General features: G+C 47.1%; 18 protein-coding genes. 11 read left to right on the forward strand and 7 right to left on the reverse strand.

From position 1 onward, the window contains the following. Positions 1 to 77: 77 nt before the first annotated feature. The 6 genes from WCY20_RS08680 (at position 78) to WCY20_RS08705 (ending at position 7160) form a co-directional block, all read left to right on the forward strand. Positions 78 to 2018 (forward strand): LTA synthase family protein, encoded by a 1941-nt coding sequence (locus WCY20_RS08680; RefSeq protein WP_345974396.1) that lies wholly within the window; start codon positions 78 to 80, stop codon positions 2016 to 2018. Between the two features lie 28 nt (positions 2019 to 2046). Further along, positions 2047 to 3552, forward strand: a complete 1506-nt coding sequence (locus WCY20_RS08685; protein WP_345974398.1) for a DUF4080 domain-containing protein — start codon at positions 2047 to 2049, stop codon at positions 3550 to 3552. Positions 3553 to 3657: 105 nt separating this feature from the next. After that, positions 3658 to 3873 (forward strand): hypothetical protein, encoded by a 216-nt coding sequence (locus tag WCY20_RS08690; RefSeq protein WP_345974400.1) that lies wholly within the window; start codon positions 3658 to 3660, stop codon positions 3871 to 3873. 87 nt (positions 3874 to 3960) lie between these two features. Further along, positions 3961 to 4299 (forward strand): hypothetical protein, encoded by a 339-nt coding sequence (locus WCY20_RS08695; protein ID WP_345974402.1) that lies wholly within the window; start codon positions 3961 to 3963, stop codon positions 4297 to 4299. Positions 4300 to 4380: 81 nt separating this feature from the next. After that, positions 4381 to 6654, forward strand: a complete 2274-nt coding sequence (gene metE, locus WCY20_RS08700; RefSeq protein ID WP_345974403.1) for a 5-methyltetrahydropteroyltriglutamate--homocysteine S-methyltransferase — start codon at positions 4381 to 4383, stop codon at positions 6652 to 6654. 71 nt (positions 6655 to 6725) lie between these two features. Beyond that, positions 6726 to 7160: a hypothetical protein gene (locus WCY20_RS08705; protein WP_345974405.1), complete on the forward strand. Its 435-nt coding sequence runs from the start codon at positions 6726 to 6728 to the stop codon at positions 7158 to 7160. Between the two features lie 59 nt (positions 7161 to 7219). On the opposite strand, the gene WCY20_RS08710 is transcribed toward WCY20_RS08705, so the two are convergent. The 4 genes from WCY20_RS08710 to efp form a co-directional block, all read right to left on the reverse strand. Further along, positions 7220 to 7474: a DUF3862 domain-containing protein gene (locus WCY20_RS08710; RefSeq protein WP_345974406.1), complete on the reverse strand. Its 255-nt coding sequence runs from the start codon at positions 7472 to 7474 to the stop codon at positions 7220 to 7222. 252 nt (positions 7475 to 7726) lie between these two features. Then, positions 7727 to 8296: a DJ-1 family glyoxalase III gene (locus WCY20_RS08715; protein WP_345974408.1), complete on the reverse strand. Its 570-nt coding sequence runs from the start codon at positions 8294 to 8296 to the stop codon at positions 7727 to 7729. A gap of 25 nt (positions 8297 to 8321) precedes the next feature. After that, on the reverse strand, positions 8322 to 8498 hold the full coding sequence (locus WCY20_RS08720; RefSeq protein ID WP_345974410.1) for a hypothetical protein: 177 nt from the start codon (positions 8496 to 8498) through the stop codon (positions 8322 to 8324). Between the two features lie 41 nt (positions 8499 to 8539). After that, complete coding sequence (gene efp, locus WCY20_RS08725; protein ID WP_345974412.1) at positions 8540 to 9106, reverse strand: elongation factor P; 567 nt, start codon at positions 9104 to 9106, stop codon at positions 8540 to 8542. A 223-nt stretch (positions 9107 to 9329) separates the two neighbouring features. Here efp and WCY20_RS08730 point away from each other — a divergent pair, with 223 nt between their 5' ends. Genes WCY20_RS08730 through WCY20_RS08745 form a run of 4 tightly spaced genes read left to right on the forward strand, consistent with a single transcriptional unit; the run spans position 9330 to position 14802 of the window. Continuing rightward, positions 9330 to 10691: a TolC family protein gene (locus WCY20_RS08730; protein WP_345974413.1), complete on the forward strand. Its 1362-nt coding sequence runs from the start codon at positions 9330 to 9332 to the stop codon at positions 10689 to 10691. Next, positions 10691 to 11482, forward strand: coding sequence for an efflux RND transporter periplasmic adaptor subunit (locus WCY20_RS08735; RefSeq protein ID WP_345974415.1), 792 nt, complete (start codon positions 10691 to 10693; stop codon positions 11480 to 11482). Before WCY20_RS08730 ends, WCY20_RS08735 begins: the two co-directional genes overlap by 1 nt. Positions 11483 to 11491: 9 nt before the next feature. Continuing rightward, on the forward strand, positions 11492 to 13081 hold the full coding sequence (locus WCY20_RS08740; RefSeq protein WP_345974417.1) for an efflux RND transporter permease subunit: 1590 nt from the start codon (positions 11492 to 11494) through the stop codon (positions 13079 to 13081). Further along, positions 13081 to 14802, forward strand: coding sequence for an efflux RND transporter permease subunit (locus tag WCY20_RS08745; RefSeq protein WP_345974419.1), 1722 nt, complete (start codon positions 13081 to 13083; stop codon positions 14800 to 14802). Before WCY20_RS08740 ends, WCY20_RS08745 begins: the two co-directional genes overlap by 1 nt. Positions 14803 to 14860: 58 nt before the next feature. On the opposite strand, the gene WCY20_RS08750 is transcribed toward WCY20_RS08745, so the two are convergent. Beyond that, on the reverse strand, positions 14861 to 17122 hold the full coding sequence (locus WCY20_RS08750; protein WP_345974421.1) for an HD domain-containing phosphohydrolase: 2262 nt from the start codon (positions 17120 to 17122) through the stop codon (positions 14861 to 14863). 430 nt (positions 17123 to 17552) lie between these two features. Between WCY20_RS08750 and WCY20_RS08755 the strand changes: the two genes are divergently transcribed. Then, the gene (locus WCY20_RS08755) at positions 17553 to 18536 is read left to right on the forward strand and encodes a lipid A deacylase LpxR family protein (protein WP_345974422.1); all 984 of its coding nucleotides are present in this window, start codon (positions 17553 to 17555) and stop codon (positions 18534 to 18536) included. Between the two features lie 164 nt (positions 18537 to 18700). Here WCY20_RS08755 and serA read toward each other — a convergent pair whose 3' ends face one another. Further along, entirely contained in the window at positions 18701 to 20287 is a 1587-nt protein-coding gene (gene serA / locus WCY20_RS08760; RefSeq protein ID WP_345974423.1) for a phosphoglycerate dehydrogenase, read from the reverse strand. 140 nt (positions 20288 to 20427) lie between these two features. After that, a complete protein-coding gene (locus WCY20_RS08765; protein WP_345974425.1) occupies positions 20428 to 22083 on the reverse strand; it encodes a 30S ribosomal protein S1 in 1656 nt (551 codons plus the stop codon). Positions 22084 to 22106: the final 23 nt, after the last annotated feature.

Raw genomic sequence — 22106 nt, forward strand, 5'->3', positions numbered from 1 at the left:
AAGCACGGCACAAGACACCGGATTTTTACTTTGATAAGGTATAATCGCGGTTAAATTCCACACAGCCAGGACATCATTTGTACTTAACAAAATCAAATCGTTTTAACCTTGTCTTTCTCTTTATTGCAACCTTTATCTTCATTTCTTTTATCTCGCGTACGGTACTGCTGAGCTACTCATTTGACCATGTCAGCCTCTCTGTTATCGAAATGCTCAAAGTCTACGGCATCGGCCTCTTTTACGACTTTGTCGCCGCATCGTATTACGTCATCCCTTTTGTCGTCTACCTCATCCTGGTACCGAACAAGATCTTCAACTCCAGAGCCCACCATATCATCTCACTCATCATCTTTTTCGGCTTTGTCTACTCGGTCGTCTTTAACGCCTTCAGCGAGTGGTTCTTTTGGGACGAGTTCGGAAAGCGCTTCAACTTTATCGCGGTCGACTATCTGGTCTATACCAACGAGGTGATCAACAATATTCTGGAGTCCTACCCCGTACCGCTCCTTTTAGCGGTCGTTCTCTTTCTTACGATCTCACTCTTTGTCTTTTACATCAAAAAGACCCATGCGCTGCACAGTACGTTCAAGGATGAAAAAGGGTTTATGTCACGTCTGAAAGTGGGCGTTGTTCTGCTCCTGCTGCCTTTGATATTTTTCAATCTTTTGACAAAGCAGAGCCTTACGGCGGCCTTCAGCAACAAGTTCAATGCGGAACTTTCCAAAAACGGGCTCTACTCCCTCTTTTCCGCTTTTCGCAACAATACGCTTGATTATGACGAATTCTACCGCACAAACGATATCAACAAGGTCTTAAGCAGCCTTCACCGTATGCAGACCCGCCGGGATGCGCAATTTCTCAATGATAATCTTAACGATATCACCCGCCACTATACAACGCAGGGCGGGGAGAAACGCTACAACGTCATGCTGATCATGATCGAGAGCATGAGCGCCGCCTATATGGGGACCTACGGCAACACGAAAAACCTCACCCCGGAAATGGACAGAACCATCAAAGAGTCCCTCTTTTTCAACAATCTCTATGCGACAGGAACCCGTACGGTCCGGGGTATGGAGGCTGTCACCCTCTCTATCCCGCCTACCCCGGGCCGCAGCATCGTTAAACGTCCTGACAACCACGACCTCTCTTCTGTCGGTTTTGTCTTCAAAGAGAAGGGGTATGACAACAAGTTCATCTACGGCGGCCACGGCTATTTTGACAACATGAACGACTTCTTTTCGCATAACGGTTTCAACATCGTTGACCGCAATGACTTTACGAAAGAGGAGATTACCTTTGCAAATGTTTGGGGCGTCTGTGATGAGAACCTCTTCGACAAAGCGATTAAAGAGGCCGACAAATCATTCGCGCAGAACAAACCCTTCTTCAGTTTTGTCATGACCACGTCCAACCACCGTCCCTATACTTTTCCGCAGACCTATATGACACAGACCGAATTCAAAGGTCGCGACGCCGGTGTCAACTACAGCGATCACGCGATCAAGAAACTGCTCGAAGAGGCGGCAGAGAAGCCGTGGTTCGACAACACCCTCTTTGTCATCGTTGCCGACCATAACGGCGGAAGCTCCGGCGAGGTGGATGTGCCGCTTCACCGCTACCTCATCCCGGCCTTTGTCTATGCACCGAAGATCATCGTAGCGCAGACCGTCTCGAAGCTCTCATCCCAGATCGACCTGATGCCGACCGTGATGTCGCTGATGAACTGGGATTACGAGGGCAAGTTCTACGGTAACAACATCCTCGCCGATGACTTCATAGAGCAGGCCTTTGTGGGCAACTACCAGAAACTCGGTTTCTACCGTGACAACCGTCTCACCGTCCTCTCGCCCGATGAGAGTGTCAAATCGCTTGAAGTCGAAGAGCTCAAACTCAAGGGGGTCAAATACAAAGAGCTCGAAGAGAATGAAGCCGATATCAACGACACCATCACCTACTACCAGAGTGCCAGCTACCTCTACAAAAAGAAGCTGACCCGCTACAAAGAAGCGCAGTAGTGCCCTTCTCCACCACGGGAGACCCCAGATGAAAAAGATCCTTCTCACCACACTTAACTCCCGCTATAGCCATACCGCGATAGCCCTGCGCTATCTCTATGCCAATATGCAGGAGCTCCAAAGTGACACCCTAATCGAAGAGTTCACCATCAACGAGAACGTCCAGAGCATCGCCGAGCGCATCCTGGCCCATCAGCCCGAGATCATCGGCATCTCCGTCTATATCTGGAACGCCACCGAAGTGCACCAGCTCATCGAGATACTCAAAAAGATCGCACCGCAGAGCCGCATCGTCCTGGGCGGACCGGAGGCGGCCCACATCCCCCACCGTGTCGACTTCTCCAAAGCCGACTACATCGTCCAAGGCGAAGGGGATGTCGCCTTCTACCGACTCTGCCGTCAGATCTTTGACGGCACCGCCCCGCAAGAGCGGATCATTTCTCCTGTCATGGCCAACCTCAAAGAGATTGCCCTCCCCTACGACTACTACACCGACAGCGACGTCGCCAACCGCTACATCTATGTCGAGGCCTCGAGGGGCTGCCCTTTTCTCTGCGAGTTCTGCCTCTCGGCTATCGACGAAAAGGTGCGTAACTTCGATATCGATGTGCTCTTGACAGAGTTCGAGAAGCTCTGGCAGCGCGGGGCACGCAACTTCAAATTCATCGACCGCACCTTCAACCTCAATATGAAGTTCGCCAACGCCATTCTGGACTTTTTCCTGGCCAAGGAGCCACCCTACTTCGTCCACTTCGAGGTGATACCCGACCATTTCCCCGACTCGCTCAAAGCGCGCATCGCACAGTTCCCTGCCGGGGCACTGCAGCTTGAGGTGGGAATCCAGACCCTCGATCCAAAAATCGCCGAGAACATCAACCGCCCGCTCCGGCTCGAGAAGATCAAAGAGAACCTCTCTTTTCTCGAGAACGAGACCAAGGCCCATATGCATGTCGACCTGATCGTCGGCCTTCCGGGAGAGACGCTCGAGGGATTCGGACGCAACCTCAACGAGCTCTCTTCAATCACCTCCTGCGAGATTCAGATCGGCATACTGAAACACCTCTCTGGTACCACCATGTCTCGCCATGACAGGGAGTTCGGTATGATCTACTCCGACGTACCGCCCTACGACATTTTGCAAAACGACCTGATCAGCTTTGCCGAGATCCAGCAGATGAAGCGGTTTGCCCGTTTTTGGGACCTGGTCTACAACAGCGGCAATTTCACCAATACCGTCGACCTTCTTTTTAAAGGAACAGGTGTTTATGAAGGTTTTCGTGACTTTTCCACCTGGCTTTTCGGTGAAACCCAATCTACCTGGAAAATCTCGCTTGATCGCCTGACCCAACACATCTTCGACTTCCTGACAAAAATAAAAGGGCTCGATAAGACCGACGTCATCACGACCATGTTGCTCGACATCACCAAAAACAAGGGGCGAAAAGTGCCGCTCTTTATGCGCAATGTACAAAACAGCACCATGCCGAAAAAGCAGCCCAAAGCGAATAAACGGCAGATTCGACTTTTGGATTAAAGTCCGATCCTTCAACATGATCACCTCTTTTTCTAAACCTTAAACTTTTTAAGCAGGTTGCTGAATTTTTAATATGTGTACAGCCGCTGTGCTAGAATATAGATTATGAAAAAAATTCTAGAGTGGATAGAGCAGAAAAAGCTGCAGCACGGCAACATCGTCGTCCTTCTAAGTGCACTTGTACTTTTTACATTTCTTGCATTGCTGTTGGGATTGGTCTATGCCCTGTTTATAGGACTTATCTATATCGACCCCTATCTCGTCCTAGTCCTGACCTTTTTCCTGCTTATCCTGATCGTCTATAAAAACCGGACCCCCTGAACGTATTGTTTGCTATATCAGTCGGAAAATGCTGCTACTGAAGGGGTTCTTGTGTTATAATCACGCCAAAATATGAAAGGTGTCGGCATGCGTCCAAAAGGCTTTGGGAAACGTTACTTTACGCTCAGTTCCATCCTCGCACACGCCGTGGCCCCGACACTGCACTCGCAGATCACCCGAGCAAGCGCCCACCAGGCGATGCTGTTTGACGATAACGTCTCTATCGAAGAAGATCCGCCTGATGAGGAGCTCTCCGCCCTCTCTTGTCTTTTCAACGACAAACCCTGCCATTGCAACTGTTACTTTAACCGTCTCACACGCCGTATACTCCTTTTTGTAAAACTTCTATCTACCCAAGCCTGTCACTGCCTTTTTTACAGCCACCGTCGAACCGGAACCCATCCTCCCCTGTCCTTCTCTTTCTAGTAATACCCCATTTTTATTTGTCTTCGGACCGACAATAGCATTGAATGTTCAATGTTTTCATAATGTATAAAGGATATACCCATGCCAAAAAACAGCGTACTAGGATTTCCGAGAATCGGAGAAAAACGTGAACTCAAGTTTGCACTTGAGAACTATTGGAGTCAAAAATGTGACTTCTCGGACGTCGAAAAAATTGCCAAAGAGCTGAAACAGCGTCACTGGAACTATCAAAAAGAGGCGGGAATAGAGCTGATCAGCTGTAACGACTTCTCCTACTATGACCTGATGTTGGATACGACCGTTATGCTCGGAGCGATCCCCTCCCGTTTTCGTGATATCAGTGATCCGACCGATCTCTATTTTGCCATGGCACGCGGCGACAAAGAGCACACGGCAATGCAGATGACCAAATGGTTCAACACCAACTACCACTATATCGTTCCCGAGCTCAACAGTCAGATGCCCTTTACCCTCAATACCGAAAAAGTAGTGGGCGAATTACACGAAGCCCGTGAAGCATGTATTTCGCCGAAGGTCAACCTTATCGGACCGCTTACCTACCTCGCGCTGGCCAAAGACGACAACGGTACCGATACGCTGGAGCATTTTGACAACCTGCTGGTGCTCTATGCAGAGCTGCTGAGCACTCTTGCCCAGAACGGTGCCGAGTATGTTCAGATCGACGAACCGATCTTTGCTACCGATGTCGACGCTGAAATGCTTTCACTGCTGAAGATCGCCTATGAAAAACTGGCCAAGGTATCAGACAAAATAAAACTGATCGTAACCACCTATTTTAACCACTCCGTCGAAGCGACCAATGTCCTTGTACACACCCCTGTTTACGGGATCGGACTTGACCTTCTTTACGGTAAGAAAAGCCTTGAGTCGCTTGACACTATTGCACTTAGCGGCAAGCAGCTGTTCGCCGGCGTTATCGACGGCCGCAACGTCTGGCGCAACGACATCGAAAAGACGAAACAGCTGTTGGAAACGATAGCAACGCATATCGACAGGGAGAAGATTACTATCGCAACTTCCTGTTCCCTTCTTCACACTCCGTACACGCTCAGGTATGAAGAGAAGCTGGAGAATGAAGTCAAATCCTGGCTCGCTTTCGCGCTCGAAAAACTGGACGAGATCAACCTTCTGACCAAGCTCTTCTTTAACGGCAGGCTCACAGCGGAAGAAGAGGCGGCGTTGGAAGAGAACAGACGTGCCAATATCAGCCGACAGCACTCCAAAACCATTCATGACGAGAAAGTTCAAAAGCGCATTGCGGGCGCTGTTGCCGTTGAACGCGCCACCCCTTATGAACAGCGTATCAAGATTCAGCGCGAAGAGCTCGGCTACGCCGATCTTGCAACGACCACCATCGGTTCTTTCCCGCAGACGACAGAACTCCGTCAAGCACGTCGGGAGTTCAAAAACGGGGCCATTGACCGGTCTTCCTACGAGTCCGTGATGAAACAGTACATTGATGAATGTGTCGCATTCCAGGAGTCCGTCGGACTGGACGTCCTGGTCCACGGCGAGCCGGAACGCAATGATATGGTCGAGTATTTCGGCGAAATGCTCGAAGGTTTTGCCTTCTCCCAAAACGGCTGGGTGCAGAGCTACGGCAGCCGCTGTGTCAAACCGCCCCTGATCTTCGGTGATGTCAGCCGTCCGAAAGCGATGACGCTCTATTGGTCGCAATATGCGCAATCCAAGACACACAAACATATGAAAGGGATGTTGACGGGTCCGGTGACGATCCTTAACTGGTCCTTTGTACGCGATGACAAACCGCGCTCCGAAGTGGCAAAACAGATCGCGGTTGCTATCAGTGACGAGGTCGACGATCTACAAAACGGCGGTATCAAGATCATCCAGATCGATGAAGCCGCCTTCAAAGAGGGGTATCCGCTGCGCAAAGAGCAGATAAGTGCCTACGAAAAGTGGGCACTTGAGAGCTTTAAGATTTCCGTCGCATCGGCCGATGCCGCCACGCAGATCCATACCCACATGTGTTACAGCAATTTTAACGACATTATGCCGACGATCGAAGCGATGGGGGCCGATGTCATCACCATCGAAACAGCGCGCAGCGGCAACCGTCTGCTACGCATCTTCAAAGAGACCGGCTACAGGCAGGAGGTGGGTCCCGGTATCTACGACATCCACTCGCCGCGTATCCCGACAGTCGACGAGATGGTCGGACAGATCAAAGCCCTGCAGGAGGTGTTACCGCAGCAACAGCTCTGGATCAATCCGGACTGCGGCCTTAAGACACGGAAATGGGAGGAGGTCAGACCGAGCCTTAAAAACATGGTCGAAGCCGTCCACATTGTTCGTAAAGAGACCGCTTCGTAAAGCAGCCCGCAAAGCAACAGCTTGAAAGAGCTGTTCTTTCTCTTTGGATATACTTCACCTAAAAAGGGACCATGATGGGCATCAAACATTTTGCCGTACTCTTGCTCTTTGGCTATCTCCTCTCCGGCTGCAGTCTGTTCAAACCGCATTTCAGTGACGAACAGATGCACAGCTATCTCTTTAACAAATTTGACAGCAACGAAGACGGCATTATTACGCGTAATGAATACAGGGCCTTTATCGACGAACGGTTTGACAAGATGAACCCCGACGGTGGGGAGACGATTACGAAAGAGGAGCTCTACAAGACGCGCTTTTACATGTTTTTGCCGGATCTGGCGCAAGCCGTCTTCAGAGACAGCGACAGTGATGCCGACGGGCTGATCACCCGTGAAGAGATGGTCACTGCCGAGAAGGTGCGTTTCAGACAAATGGATTCAAACCAAGACGGCAGCCTTGCCTTTTCAGAGTTCGTCGTAAACGACCGCTCCGCGTTTAAGGAATAGATTGGCCGTTATCTCTGCAACAAGTTGGCACGCTTTCCGGCAGACGGATCAAATAGGTTCTATTTAAGGCCGCTTGCGGTTGTGTATGTCACTTGATCGGAGATGAACTTTGCCTTGACTTCCGCCTTGCCGCTTTTCCATTCGCAGCTGGTGACGCCGAAGATCTCATCGCAGCCTTCGGGTTTTCCTATCAGTGCAACAACTTCATCGTATGACATGCCGACTTTGATTTTATCGTAATTTTCTTTGGTCACTTTACTGCAGCCGCTCAGTAAAAATAGCGCAGCAGCCATAACAAGATAACTTTTTTTCATACTTAATCCTTGATTGTTTATATATTAGACAGCAAAGCAGCTTCGCTAAAACGGAAGTTTGCAATACACGCTTTATGCAGGCAACCTGGCGATTTTTTTGCAAAAGAGCCATAGCTTTTTGCCCCGGATTCGTAACGGTTTTGGTTTATCGACAAAATAATACTCTATATAATTTTTTTTGATTGGCCCTTACAGACGTATCATCAGCTGAAATGTCCGGTTCATGGAGATGCAGGCCGTTCGCAAAAAGACCTATGCGATTGTATCGCAATAGGTCGAGAGGGTCCCTTCCCTGACAGCATTGTATTTCTCTTCACCCATCAGTTTTTTTACGATGGCCAGGCCGAAACATATCGCTGTTCCCGGCCCGCGCGAGGTCATCACGTTGGCATCTTCGACCACCTGATATCTGTCTCCTTGATATCCCTCTTTTCGGATCTCATTCTCGACCGACGGATAACAGGTGTAGTTCCCTTTCAGAACCCCCGCCGCATTCAAAGCAAAAGGTGCAGCACACATCGCACCGATCTGTTTGCCTTTTGCATCCATTGCTTTTAGAAGGTTCTGCACATTCGCATCTTCTGCCAAACGGTTCGTGCCACCCCAACCGCCGGGCAGTACGACCATATCGATATCATCAGCGCCTATACCCGCTACCGATCCTTCCGCTTTGAGCGTAATCCCGTTGGCCCCGGTAACATCCATGTTCTCATCCAAAGCGCACACCAACACCTTGATACCGCCGCGGCGCATAATGTCGATCAGCGAGACCGCTTCGATCTCCTCAAATCCCTCCGCTAACGGGACTAATACTTTCGGCATAGTTTTTCCTTCAAATCATTTTTTATTATTGTAACACAGAGGATTTTGCTGAATGGTGAATGGTGAATGGTGAATGGTGAATGGTGGCGAAGCTCATCTTCACACAACCTGAACTTTGAAAAAGTTTCAGATTTGGTGCAGATTGTGCCGAAGTGAATCCGAAGGCGTACATCGGTACGTCGAGAGGTGAACTTCGGTGCAAGGTGCGCCGATACCCGAGGGGGCAGACCCAGCTGGAACTTTTTACTTTACTTTTTCGAGGTACTCGCCATCAACCGTGTTGACGCGGATAAGATCGCCCTCAAGAACATGGTAAGGAACCTGAACGACTGCACCTGTCTCCAGTGTCGCAGGTTTTTTGGAACCGCTTGAAGTATCGCCTTTGAAGTTCGGCGGCGTATCGGTGATAACCAGCTCCATCACGGCCGGTGCTTCGACAGAGATCGCTTTGCCGTTGTAGTTGATAATATCGACATTGGTACCGTCTTTGAGCCACTTCATCGCATCTTCGCACTGCTCATAGGTAAGACCGAGCTGATCGTAAGTTTCATTGTCCATGAACTGCAGCATCTCACCATCATCATAAAGATATTGCATCGTTTTGTATTCAAGATTCGGAACTTCGAACTTGTCACCTGCGTGAATCGTCTTTTCAACCACTTTACCGTTTATGAAACTTTTGACTTTACAACGTACAAAAGCAGCACCTTTACCCGGTTTGACATGTTGAAATTCAACGACCTTGTACGGTACGCCTGAAATTTCTAAACGGACACCTTTTTTGATATCTCCCATACCGATTGTTGCCATAGTAAGAGCCTTTACTAAATAAATTTTTTGAAATTTTACCTTATTTACACCCTATTTACAACCACCCTGTATTTCAAGCGGAGGAAAAGCACTTTTTGACGATACTGTTTTTCATTTTAACATATTTCAATCGCCACTGTGATATTATTTTTATGCTTAGCATATATAATTTCGTGATATAATATATATAATTTTATACGATCAATTTTATTAAGGAGAAAATATGAGGATGATAAGCAGCTTGCTTGCAATAACTCTGTCCCTCTACGGGGCTGCCTTGCCTGGTGAGCATGATCTCACTTTAGATGAGGCGATAGAGATCTTAAAAGAGGACAATCTTGATATCAAGGCAGCGCAGTATGAGCTGCAGAGCACTCAGGCAAAAACGGCGCAGGCCAGTGCTATGAACTGGGGTACGCTTGACCTTATCCTCAACGCCTCCAACTCCGATGATGCCGGCAATGTCTTCGGTTTCAAACTGACATCGCGTCAGGCAACCTTCGGAGATTTCGGGTTTGCTGACTTTGACATGACTAATCCGGACATTTTAACCGTCAAACCTGAAGACCTCAATAACCCCGGCAGTACCAACTTCTATCAGACAAAACTCGAGTACACCCTGCCGATCTATGCCGGCGGCAAGATCAGCGGCTACACCGACATCAGCCGTTTTATGGAGAAGATGCAGGGACTCGAAAAAGACAAAACCGTCAATGACAAGATCTACGAAACACGAAAAGCCTTCTATGATATGGGGCTTCTTGAACAGGCGATCAAAAATCTCACCACCATCAATGAAAACATTGCAAGGCTTGAGAATACCACCCACTATATGATCAAAGAGGGATATGCAAAACGCATCGATCTGCTTGAAGTCCAGGCAAAACGTTCTAACGTCGAACGCAAACTCCATGAGATGAAAGCGAACGAAGATCTGCTCTATCACTATCTGAGCTTTCTGCTCAACCGTGAGGTCAAGCAGATCAAGGTGCCTGAATCCGAGGTCAAAGCAAGTGCTTTTTCCACAGAAGAGATTCTTAATCGTAATGTCGACATCAAGAAAGCGGAGACCGGTCTTCAGATCCGCCGCAGAATGGTCGATGTCTCCCACTCAGGTTATCTTCCTATGGTCGGTCTGAAAGCGGATGTCCAGTCTTCGGCTATCGACCTGGATAATTATGATATGATCGATAACGGTTCATACACGGCAGGCGTTCAGCTCAAATGGAACCTCTTCAGCGGCGGATCGGACGCCAACAAAGTCCAGGAAGCCAAGGTCAACGCACTGAAAACGAAAACGCAGGTCGAACTGGCTAAAAAAGGGATCGCCCTGCAGGTGGACAAGATCCGGACCGAGATAGAATCGCTTGATTATGAGATCGAAAGCCTGAGTAAAGAGCTCGAGCTTTCGACCGAGATCTATAAAAGCTATGAAGAGCGTTACCGTGAACAGCTCGCTTCGATGAACGATCTGATCATCAAGCAGTCAGAACAGATCGAGAAGGTCCTGACCCTGCTTGAAGTCAAGAACAAACGTAATGAGCGTGTATTCGCCCTGGAAAAATTAGCAAACGGAGAGCAATAATGAAAAAACTAGCACTACTACTCGCACTGGCCGGTTCACTTCTGGCAGAGGGGTTGACCCTTTCAGGTACGGTTATCTCGGATAACGAAAAAATGATCACAAGCCGTTTTATGGGATTTGTCACTACTGTCAAGGCGAACGAAGGTGATTACGTCAAAAAGGGGACCCTTCTCTACTCCATCGACTCCAAAGAGATCGATGCCTCCATCGCCCGTGTTCAACTCGGCATCTCGCAAGCACAGCTGGCGCTGCAGATGAACCAGAACCAGCTTAACAACGTACGTCTTAACCTTGCACGCCACAAACGTCTTTTGGAAAAGAACATGGTCTCCAAATATGAGGTCGAAAACCTTGAACTTGCCGCAAAAAACATGGAAGACATGGTCGCCATCAGCAAAAAACAGGTCGAACAGGCCAACGCACAGCTCAAAGAGGTTAAAAACCAGTACAAATATCTTCATATTAAAGCACCGAACAACGGCGTAATCATTGCCAAGAACATCAAGGTCGGCGAAATGGCGATGCCGGGGATGCCTGCCTATGTCCTCTCCGATCTCGATTCGCTTAAGATCACAGCCGATATTGCAGAAAGCGATCTAAAACGTATAAAAGTCGGGACAGCCGTCGATGTCACAATCCCTTCCGTCGGCGTTACGTCTACCGGTAAGATCTCTGCGATCATCCCAAGCTCAAATCCGATGACCCACTCTTTCCGTATCAAGATCGCTTTTGAGAACAAAACAAAAGAGACGGTCTACCCGGGTATGTATGCCACTATCGTTGTCAAATAAGGAGAGTAGATGAAACATAAAGCCTATGTGCCAAAGGACAGTGCCGGGAAACTGGCCCGTGCCTTTATCCGTAATCCCTTAACCTCGGTTCTTGGTGTTTTTCTATTGATAATGGGCTACCTCTCCTTGGAGATCATGCCGCGAGAAGAGAACCCGCAGATGGTCGTGAGCGGTTCGACCGTTATTGTCGCTATGCCGGGTGCCACCGCCAAAGAGGTCGAAGAGGTCATTGTCAAACCGCTTGAGCGTAAGCTCAAAGAGGTCAAAGGGGTCGAGCACATCTACGGTTCGGCCATGGACAATGTCGGCGTCGTCAATGTCGCCTTCTTTATCGGGGAAGAGAAAGAGAACTCCAACCTCAAGGTCTACGACAAGATCATGCAGAACAAGGACCTCTTTCCGAAAACGGCCCTTGAACCGACCATCAAACCGCTTGACATCGATGTCGATATTCCCATCGTAAGTGTCGCTTTCTTTGCCAAAGACAAGACGATAGCCGCCACAAACCTCTTCGATTATGCCAAAGAGATGCAGCATCATATCAACGGCCTTGACAATGTTGCCGTTACGGCACTCAAAGGGGGCCACCAGCACCAATACAACATCCTGGTCGACCTTCATAAGCTTTCAGGCTACAACCTCTCTATGGGGCAGATCACACAGGCAGTGCAGTCCGTCGCCTACAATGTGCCCGATGTAAAGAACCGTACCAAGGAGAACGAGATCATCATGGTCGGTGTCAAAAATGCTATTGAGGACAAAGAGGATATCGCAAATATCATCGTTGCCCAGTACATGGGGGCTGCGATCTACCTGAAAGATATCGCAACGGTGGAAGACTCGTTTGACAAGCAGAACTTTAAATCTGCACTGGTAAGTGTCAAAGACGACAAGGGCAAATTCTCGCCGCTCCAGGAGCAGGTAACACTGACCATCTCAAAACTTCAAGGGACCAATGCCGTAATCATCGCTGACGAAGTGAAAAAAGAGCTTAGCCGCTACAAAGAAGAGATGGCGAAACACGGCATCAGTTACGTCATCACCCGTAATGACGGCGAACGTGCGAATGAAGCCGTTAATGAACTTGTATTTCACCTGATACTCTCTATAGTGATCATAGCGCTTCTTTTGATCTTTGTCCTGGGTTGGAGAGAGTCATTGATCGTCACCTTTACCGTTCCGGCCATTTTGGCGATCACCCTCTTCGTCGCCTATCTGACCGGACAGACTATTAACCGTATCACCCTTTTTGCCTTCCTGCTGAGTCTGGGTCTTCTGGTCGATGCAGCCATTATCGTTATCGAAAACATCCACCGCCATTACCATGACACCGATGCCGCCAAGCGCGATGCCGATGAACTGATGGTCGAGGCGACCGATGAAATCGGACCACCGACCAATATTGCGACGCTTGCCATTATCCTGACCATGGTACCGATGGCCTTTGTCGGCGGGATGATGGGACAATTTATGAAACCGATCCCGGCAAATGTACCGGTTGCCCTGATCGCATCACTCTTTGTCGCCTACATCTTCACACCCTATCTGGCAGTCCGTCTGCTTAAAAAACCGGAACATCATGATGGAGGAGAAAAATAATGTTTAAAAAATTTGAAGAACTCATCCATGCTGGGCTTCAGAGCAAACGCAAGAAAATGATGATCCTGCTTGGGACACTGTTCGCTTTTATTCTATCGGTTGCCATGCTGCCGACCGAGATCGTTCTGGCAAAAATGCTGCCGGGCAAGAACAATGACACCTTTACCGTCTATATCGACCTCCCTGAAGGCAGTTCTATCCAGCAGACACAGAAAGTGAGCGAATGCGTGGTCGGGTTCATCCATAAAGAGCGCGAAGTCCTCGATACCGAAGTCTTTTTAGGCATGGGGGCACCGCTTGATTTTGCAGGTCTGATCAAAGGATCGCACTTCAAATCCTCTGAGAACCTTGCCGAAGTAGTTGTTAACCTTACTAAAAAACACCACAGAGACGAACCCTCCTACATGATGGTGCAGCGTATGCGACCAGCCATCCAGAAAAGTTGTGAGACAATCGTGCCCAAGACAAACATCAAATTCGTAGAACCGCCCGCAGGACCGCCGACAATGGCTGCCGTCGTTGCCGAGATCTACGGGCAGGACAGTGACGGTATCCGCCATCTGGCAAAACGTGTAGAGAAGGTCTTTAAAAATACCGAAGGGCTGGTCGACATCGACATCATGCAAGATGCCATCTACGACAAGTTCGAGATCAAGGTCGACAGCATCAAGATCGCCAAATCGGGGCTTACCATCAAACAGGTCAATGACATTATCTATCTTGCCTTTGAGGGAATGGATATTGCCGTTAAAAACAGTGCCGAGTACAATGACCAGGTACCTATCTTTCTGACACTGAGCGATGAGACCAAAAAGTTTACGAACAAGGACAGATATTCGGTAGAAAGCAAACTATCAAGCCTTCGTCTGATGAACCAAAACGGTATGATGGTACCGATCACCGAAGTCGTCAATATCGAATCGGTGAAGTCCAATCCGATGATCATGAGCAAGAACCTGCACCAGATGACCAATGTTCTGGCAGAGACCGATATGGTCTCCCAGGTCTACCCGCTTATCGATGCAAGAGCGCAGATCATGGAGACGTTCGAAGACGAGTACGATGTCACAACGACCGGGCTTTTCAACCTCCAGCTGCAGGAGAAAAAGACAAGCAATATCTACACGCTTCTCTGGGACGGCGAGATGGAGGTCACACTCGACACCTTTGTCGACCTCGGCGGCGCCTTTATCGCGGCACTGGTCCTGATCTTTTTGCTGATGGTGATCTACTACAAGAGCTTTGTCCTCAGCGGGATCGTTCTGCTTGGAAGTTTTCTCTCGATCATCGGTGTCATTGCCGGACACTGGATCATGGATCTCTTTACGACAGACACCTTCTTCCTGACAGCCACCTCGCTGATCGGCTTTATCGCCCTTATCGGGATCAGTTCGCGGAACTCACTGCTGCTCATCGACTTTACCAAGTCGTTGATGCATGAGAAGGGAATGCCTAAAACCGATGCGATCGCCTATGCTTCGGCAACACGTGCCAAACCGATCTTTCTGACGGCGGCGGCTATCATCCTTGCTTCGACGCTATTGGCTTCGGATGCGGTCTTTGGCGGCCTGGGTGTCGCCCTTATCTTCGGTACCGTTGCCGCCGTCATCGCATCACTGATGATCGTGCCTGTCTTGCTCCACAATGCCGATCTGGATAAACATTTTGGCTTTAAAGCACGGAAAGCGGTCTCGATCGAAAATCCGGATCATTTTGTCTAAAAAGGCACATAGATGATGTTAAGGCATCATCTATAACTTTTACACCTTCAACCAACCTCTAATTCAAATACAACTCTATGTCAACTTCATCGATCTGTTCTTTTTTTAAGTGCTCGTTGGCATAACGTCTATAAACACCAGAACGTAAAAAGAGTTCGAACAGTTCGGCATCGATATGTTGATCATCGCGCATAGAGCGCATGATCTTAAGTGCCTGAGAGAGGGTTTTTCCTTTTTTATAGGGACGGTCTGAAGCCGTCAAGGCTTCAAAGATGTCGGCAATCGCCATGATTCTTGCCGGTATGGAGAGGTCATCGGCATTCAAAGCACGAGGGTAACCTGTGCCTATCAAGGTCTCATGATGCGTTCCCGCATACTCCGGTATGCGTTTCATATCATCCGTGTAAGGCAACTGTTCGAGCATCCTGATCGACATGATCACATGCTCCTGTATCTTGAAACGTTCCTCTTCACTCAAGGTCCCTTTTTCGATACAGAGATTATAGATCTCACCGTAATTGTAGAGATGGGTCGGAACATCAAGTTTAAAGCCGGCTTTTTCATATCCCTCTTCATCAAAATCGACACGTTTTACAATATGCTCAGAACGGTCACCAAGCAGGTTTTCACGAACAGGAAGAGTGGCCGTATCCTCTTCACTGTAACGCATCAGTTCCGTGTCAGATAGGCCAAGCCTGTCATCAAACCGGCGCAGCCACGTTCGCTTTCCTATCGTCTGTATGCGATCTTTTCGCGCCTCGCTCATAAACTCGCCGCCGATGTTCGTCTCTGCCACAAAACGGAAATCGTCCGTCAGGGCCTGATGCTCTTCATCTCTCCATCTCTCCAGCTCTTCTTGATTGTCACCTTTTATGATGCCTTCAAGGTAGGCAATCTCTATATCGCGCCATATCACTTCAAAACGGGTGCGTATTTCATGTATCCGGTTATAGATGGTCTCAAGCTTTGTCGCCTTGTCAACAACATACTCCGGTGTTGTTATCTTGCCGCAGTCATGCAGCCAGGCACCTCTTTCAAACTCTTCCATCTCATCTTTCGTCGTAAAACTAAATGCTTTTAGCGTTCCGGTGTCAGCTTTGCCGGCCTCTTTAACCAGCATCGTTGCCAGAATCGGCACCCGTTTACAGTGTCCTCCGGTATAAGGCGACTTGGCATCGATCGCATCGGCGATCAGCCTGATAAATGAGTCCATCAGCTCTTTCTGCGCTTCCTGATAGGCATTGATACTTTTCGACATCGTTACTAAAGAGTCAGAAAGCTGACTCAGCTCTATGATGTTGGTCTTCACCGTGATGACTTCGTCAAAATGACGATGCATGATCTTTTCATTTTCAACCATTAACGCCTTGATAGGCCGAACGATTTGTGACGTCACCAAGATGACAAAGGGTATACTAAGTACGAACAAGAGCAACGCAGCCAGTAAAGAGTACGCTATATTGTCCAGATATGGTTTTAACATCTCATCTGTGTCGACACTGATACCAAGGTAGGTATTAGAGCCATTTTCACGGCTCATCGTCGTCACCATCGCAAAACGTTTCTCATCACCCTCTTCCATGGCAAAAACCTTATCCTTTTCACTTTGAAGGAAAATCTCACTGACACGTTTTCCTTGTCCACTCACCAGCTCTTTAGATGTAGCGATTTCAATACCTTCTTGGTCAAACATCACGATCTCGCTTGACTCTGCAAACTTGAGATTTTTAAGAAGCATATGGAGTTTAGGCAGCGTAAAATCCAATGCAAGGACAATACCTGTATCTTCAACCCTCATTGAATAGGTAATACCTTTTTGCTGGAGGTTGCTAAAGGTGTAGGGATCACTTCTAACTGCTTTATCTGTTACGATCGCCTGCTGGAACCAGGGTCTGCTCGTCGCCATGAAATTTGAAGGCTCTGAACGTCGCAATATAAGCGAAAGCGATGTATCCAGATAGCTGAAGGTCCTGGTTCTCTTCTCTCCGATTCCCTTGATACCAATAACCATCCACCGAGTTTCCTTAGGTGCTTCATAGTGTGTGAACAGCTGTGATGAGCTCTGCATATTGATCACTTCAAAAAAGTCACCGTTACTGTCGCCCTTATAGATGGCGTATATGTTGTTGTTACGTTTCAAGGTGTAGATAAAGCGTGTAATGATCTCCATAGGGAGCATTTCAGTCACCGGCTTCCTGAGCGCAGGATAGTTCTGCATTTGATAGAGCATTTCTTTGGCCAGTAGGTCACTGCCAAACATATCGGCAGTAATCTTTTCCGCTGTCTGATAAAATGCGTTCTCGGTAGCTGAAAAAGCCATCTGCTTACTGAAATAATATTGCATTCCCGAGAACAAAAGTGAAACCGAGGTAACGATAAGAAGTATATAGGTGAGAATGTTAGTACGTATAGTAACCTTAGGCAGTTTCATGAACTATCCTTGAGTAAGTGTAATCCATTGTAACACAATATAATTTAGCTGTTTACAAAATCATGATTGAGAAAAAAGCGTTACAGACGTACCGTTTTGACGCTGGGGCAAGCCTTTGAGAGCTTATCCTTAGCGACATCTGTGACATCAGAATCGAACAAAATAATCATCATTGTTTATATGCAAAGATTAATCGTATATAATCTGCAATGGATGATATAATGCAATGCTCTTCTCGTCAGTGGAAGACGGTTACTGCTTTAGTGTAATAGTTTGAAATTATTTCAATTGTTTAAAAATAGAGTCAAAGTTTTGTCTTATGATACAACGATTTTTTTTGCTTTTATTCTCTCTCTTTTTGTATCCTCTTATAGCGGAAGAGCGGCAGGTGTTAGAGCTTGAACGTTTCAATTTTGTGTTCGAAAATGACACCTTTGTCAGAACAGATCGCTGGTATACGGCAGGTATTGATCTCTCGACTTTGTTTAAACTCAACAATGACCCTTTTTACCTGCCCTTTGCCGACCGCGGCACAAGTGTCTCTTATTTTGCTCTGGCGATCACCCTGGAGATGTACTCTCCGGAGGAGTTTAACAATCCTGAACCGCAATACGACGACCGTCCTTATGCCGGCTGGGCATATGCCTCTTTTGCCTTACATCAAAGCAGTGCCGAACGTCTGGATTCGCTCGAACTTCAACTCGGCCTGGTGGGGCCTTCTGCCAAGGCAGAAGAGATTCAACGTTTTACTCACGATTACATATTGGGGGATGCTGTCGATGGGTGGCAGAATCAGCTTCATGACGAATTCGGGATTAACCTTGCCTATCACCATCATGAACGGTACCTTGTCGATACAAAACAGTATGAAGCCGTCTTGATTCCGCGGATAGGCGGTGTTCTCGGTACTGTTCGGACAGAATTCGATCTTGGTCTGCTTTATAGAATAGGGATCCATGTCCCCCGGGACTTTGGACAAAACTTCGTCATGATGCCGGGTCTTGATTCTGGCATACCGGCCTTAGATAAAAATAAGGAAAAATACAGAGCCGCTTTCAGCTATTACCTACAACTCCAGAGTGATTTACGTTTTATAGGAAAAGACCTCTTTTTGGAGGGCAACACCAATAAGAGTTCTCTTTCCGTAGAACCTTATCCTCTGGTTGGAAGGGTTGGCGGGGGTGTTGGCGGCTCTTATGAGAACTATACTCTTTCACTTGTATATACAGCTGAAAGTCGAAGTTTTACACAACAGCCACACCTGCACGGCTATGCTTCACTGCTTTTTAGCTACCTCTATTAAAAATAGTCTTGAACGTTCTTAAATTTCCCTCGCTGTTATACATAATGCCGGTATATCAAAGTGGTGTTGAACAAGTTGGTGTTGTTATCAAAAGATGAATTGGAATTGAATGGAGAATAAAGAGATAAAAAGGGTACCCTGTATGATCACAGGGTACGCAGAGATTATAAACGAGCGGCTTTGACGCTGATACACGCCTCAAGCGCAGCCAGTTCATTAAGCGTTGCGTCGCTGACGTCAGAATCAACCAAAATAACGGCAAGTGCTTCAGACTTGTTGTTACGGCCCAGACGGAAATCGGAGATGTTGACATTATTATTGGCAAGGATCGTACCGACCTTACCGATTACACCAGGAACATCCGTGTTTTTAAAGATGATCATGTTGCCTTTTGGCGCGACATCAACCTCAAAACCGTCAAAATCAACAATGCGCTGAACACCACCTTCGAAGATCGTTGCAGAGATGCTGACCGCACGTTTTTCTGTTGTCAGTTTGACTGTAATAAGGTTTTTATATGGTGTTTTGACATCTGTCTTTTCGACTTCAATTTTAATACCGCGCTGCTCAGCGATAAACTCGGCATTAACGTAATTGACCGTATCACCTGTCGTTTCAGCCATCGCACCGACTGTTGCAAATGTAGCCAATGAATCAAGGTACTCTGTGATCTCACCGTCACCGCTCACTTTTACAGAGACGATCGGTGCTTTGTTGATCTGTGAAGCCAGGAAACCGATCTTCTGTCCCATTTCAAGGAATGGCTTGACAAACGATGGGATCTTGCTTTCATCAATCGGAAGGTTCATGGCGTGCGGGTAAGCAATCCCTTTTGCCGCTTCGATCGCCTGTTGTGCTGCCTGAGTACCGATGTTGTACTGTGATTCAAACGTATTGGCGCCAAGGTGAGGTGAAACAACGATATTATCTAGATCCAGAAGCGGGTGGTCTGTTGCAGGCTCTTTGATAAACACGTCGATACCGGCAAAACGGACCTTTCCTGATTTAAGACCGTCGTAAAGTGCCTCTTCGTTATAAAGGCCACCGCGGGCACAGTTGACCAATACAACACCGTCTTTCATCTTAGCGATCTCTTCTTTGTCGATCATATTCAGTGTTTCTTGGTTCTTAGGCGTATGGATAGTAATGATATCGCAGGCCAGAATATCATCAAAATTTTCAGTGTATTCCATCCCAAGGTCAGTGACTTTGGACGCATTGATATACGGGTCGTATGCGATAATATCCATTTCAAAAGCTTTTGCACGTATAGCAACACGACTACCAATATTACCAAAACCGATTACACCCAGTTTTTTACCCTTCAACTCATGTCCATACCACTTCTCACGTTTCCAGATGCGCTGGTTTTTAAGATGGTCATGTGAGTAAGGGAACATACGCATACATGAAAGCATATGTGTCATTGTGAGTTCGACAGCCGCAATGGTGTTGGCTGTCGGTACATTCATAACAATGATCCCCTCTTTAGAGCACCCTTCAATATCTACATTGTCGACACCGACACCTGCACGGACGATCGCTTTAAGGTTTTTCGCTGCCGCAATGAATTTTTCATCTACATCAGTTGAGCTGCGGGTAATAGCCACATCGGCAGTTTTAATGACATCTAAAAGTTCAGTTTTATCAATATCTGCTGCAAAAACATAATCAACTTGATCATCATTTTTAAGCATTTCAAGACCGGCTTCGTGAATGTGATCACATACAACAATCTGATATTTTTCCATAACTTTACATCCTATACTAAAAAAATTGAGTGAATTTTGACATCAATCTATTAGAAATATACTCAAGTCAAAATTGGAGATTAAAAATGCAAGAGTAGCTAAAAAGCCGACTCTTTGCATTAGGTTTACAAGGGAATTACTTATTTAAGTTGATCTTTAAGAAGATCACCAAGCGTGTTGCCGCTGTCTTCTTTGTTTAGATCTTCAATGATCTTCTGATCTTTCAAACGAGAAAGTTGTTTTACTGAAAGACGGATACGGTCACGTTGTGTATCTATTACAGCGATAACAGCTTCGATCTCCTGTCCGATTTCCAGTTCTTCTTTGACCAATGGATCAAGATCTTCGTCACGGATAAGTGCATCGACACCGTCTTCAAGTGAAACAAAGACACCAAAGTCTTTAATATCACGGATCTTACCTTTGACGATCTCATTACGGCTGTGTTTAGCAGCGAATGCATCGATAGGGCTCTCTTGAAGACATTTGTGGTTAAGCGAGATCTTCTGATCATCACGGTTGATACGAGCGATCTTGACTTCAACTTCGTCACCTTTTTTGAACAGATCTTTAGCTTTAACACCTTTTTCCCAAGAGACATCCTGGTTGTGAAGAAGGCCTTCAACACCGTCGATCTTCACAAAAGCACCGAAGTCAGTCAATGATGTGACGACACCTGTGACCACGTCACCCTCTTTACGTTTCTTAACAAACTCATCAAACGGTTTCGGAAGAAGACGTTTGAGTGATACACGTAGTTTATGCGTATCTGAATTGATCTCGATAACTTCTACATCGATCTCCTGACCGACAGTCAGGTAGTCGGCAGGGTTTTTGATGTTTTTATCCCATGTGATCTCTGAAATATGCAAGAAACCTTCGATGTCGTTACCAAGGTCAACAAATACCCCGTACGACTCGATGTTGCTTACCGTTACAGTAATTGTATCGCCTTCGTCCAGCTCAGACTCTACCTCTTGCCATGGATCTTCCTGAACAGCTTTGATAGAAAGAGAAAGGTGACGTTTATCTTTATCGTAAGAGATCGCTTTAACGTTTACAACATCACCCTCTTTATAAAGTTTCGACGGATTAACCGGCCCTTTATAAGAGATCTCATTATAGTGAACAAGACCATCTACACCGCCGACATCTACGAACATACCGTAAGAAGTGATCTTCTTGATCACACCTTCAACGACAGTGCCCTCAGCCATCAGTTTGTCAATGATCTCTTTTTTCTTTTTACGCTCTTCATTAAAGAGTTTACGGCGAGAAACTACAATTGATGTGTCTTCCGGATCGAGCTTGACGATCTGCGCTTTGACCTTGCGGCCCATGACATCATCAGTGTCTCTGAACGCGGCAAGTGAACGCGGCATGAAAAACTTGATATCATCCGCTTCAATGACATAACCACCGCGATTTTTGTTTGTTATCACACCTTCGATTACGATATTTTCATAATCGTCTTTATGTGCATTGATAAACTCAAGTGTTTTCGCCTGTTCAAGCACTTTTTTGTGAGAGATCTTTGGGCGTTCATTGTAGTAACCAGTCACCATTACAGTGATCTTGTCACCTACTTTATATGCCAATGCACCGTTTTCGTCACGGATCTCATCTAGAGAAAGGATACCCTCTAGTTTTTCACCAACACCGACAAGCACACGCTCATCTTCTTCTTGCAATTCAACAATTTCGCCTTCAACAATGCGGTTTGTGGACTCTTGCGCCTTTTCAGACGCTTCGAACATTGCCGCGAAATTTTCTTCTTCTAAAAGCTCTTCAGCCATACAACTTCCCTTGTAACGTAATA

The sequence above is a fragment of the Sulfurimonas sp. HSL3-7 genome, from assembly GCF_039645985.1.
In the GTDB taxonomy this organism is placed as follows: Bacteria; Campylobacterota; Campylobacteria; order Campylobacterales; family Sulfurimonadaceae; genus Sulfonitrofixus; species Sulfonitrofixus jiaomeiensis.

What these genes read in the sequence shown, in the direction of transcription:
- WCY20_RS08685 (WP_345974398.1), top strand. Translation starts at nt 2,047, where the DNA reads ATGAAAAAGATCCTTCTCACCACACTTAACTCCCGCTATAGCCATACC.
- WCY20_RS08690 (WP_345974400.1), top strand. Translation starts at nt 3,658, where the DNA reads ATGAAAAAAATTCTAGAGTGGATAGAGCAGAAAAAGCTGCAGCACGGC.
- WCY20_RS08695 (WP_345974402.1), top strand. Translation starts at nt 3,961, where the DNA reads ATGCGTCCAAAAGGCTTTGGGAAACGTTACTTTACGCTCAGTTCCATC.
- metE (WP_345974403.1), top strand. Translation starts at nt 4,381, where the DNA reads ATGCCAAAAAACAGCGTACTAGGATTTCCGAGAATCGGAGAAAAACGT.
- WCY20_RS08705 (WP_345974405.1), top strand. Translation starts at nt 6,726, where the DNA reads ATGATGGGCATCAAACATTTTGCCGTACTCTTGCTCTTTGGCTATCTC.
- WCY20_RS08710 (WP_345974406.1), bottom strand. Translation starts at nt 7,474, where the DNA reads ATGAAAAAAAGTTATCTTGTTATGGCTGCTGCGCTATTTTTACTGAGC.
- WCY20_RS08715 (WP_345974408.1), bottom strand. Translation starts at nt 8,296, where the DNA reads ATGCCGAAAGTATTAGTCCCGTTAGCGGAGGGATTTGAGGAGATCGAA.
- efp (WP_345974412.1), bottom strand. Translation starts at nt 9,106, where the DNA reads ATGGCAACAATCGGTATGGGAGATATCAAAAAAGGTGTCCGTTTAGAA.
- WCY20_RS08730 (WP_345974413.1), top strand. Translation starts at nt 9,330, where the DNA reads ATGAGGATGATAAGCAGCTTGCTTGCAATAACTCTGTCCCTCTACGGG.
- WCY20_RS08735 (WP_345974415.1), top strand. Translation starts at nt 10,691, where the DNA reads ATGAAAAAACTAGCACTACTACTCGCACTGGCCGGTTCACTTCTGGCA.
- WCY20_RS08740 (WP_345974417.1), top strand. Translation starts at nt 11,492, where the DNA reads ATGAAACATAAAGCCTATGTGCCAAAGGACAGTGCCGGGAAACTGGCC.
- WCY20_RS08745 (WP_345974419.1), top strand. Translation starts at nt 13,081, where the DNA reads ATGTTTAAAAAATTTGAAGAACTCATCCATGCTGGGCTTCAGAGCAAA.
- WCY20_RS08750 (WP_345974421.1), bottom strand. Translation starts at nt 17,122, where the DNA reads ATGGCTTTTTCAGCTACCGAGAACGCATTTTATCAGACAGCGGAAAAG.
- WCY20_RS08755 (WP_345974422.1), top strand. Translation starts at nt 17,553, where the DNA reads ATGATACAACGATTTTTTTTGCTTTTATTCTCTCTCTTTTTGTATCCT.
- serA (WP_345974423.1), bottom strand. Translation starts at nt 20,287, where the DNA reads ATGGAAAAATATCAGATTGTTGTATGTGATCACATTCACGAAGCCGGT.
- WCY20_RS08765 (WP_345974425.1), bottom strand. Translation starts at nt 22,083, where the DNA reads ATGGCTGAAGAGCTTTTAGAAGAAGAAAATTTCGCGGCAATGTTCGAA.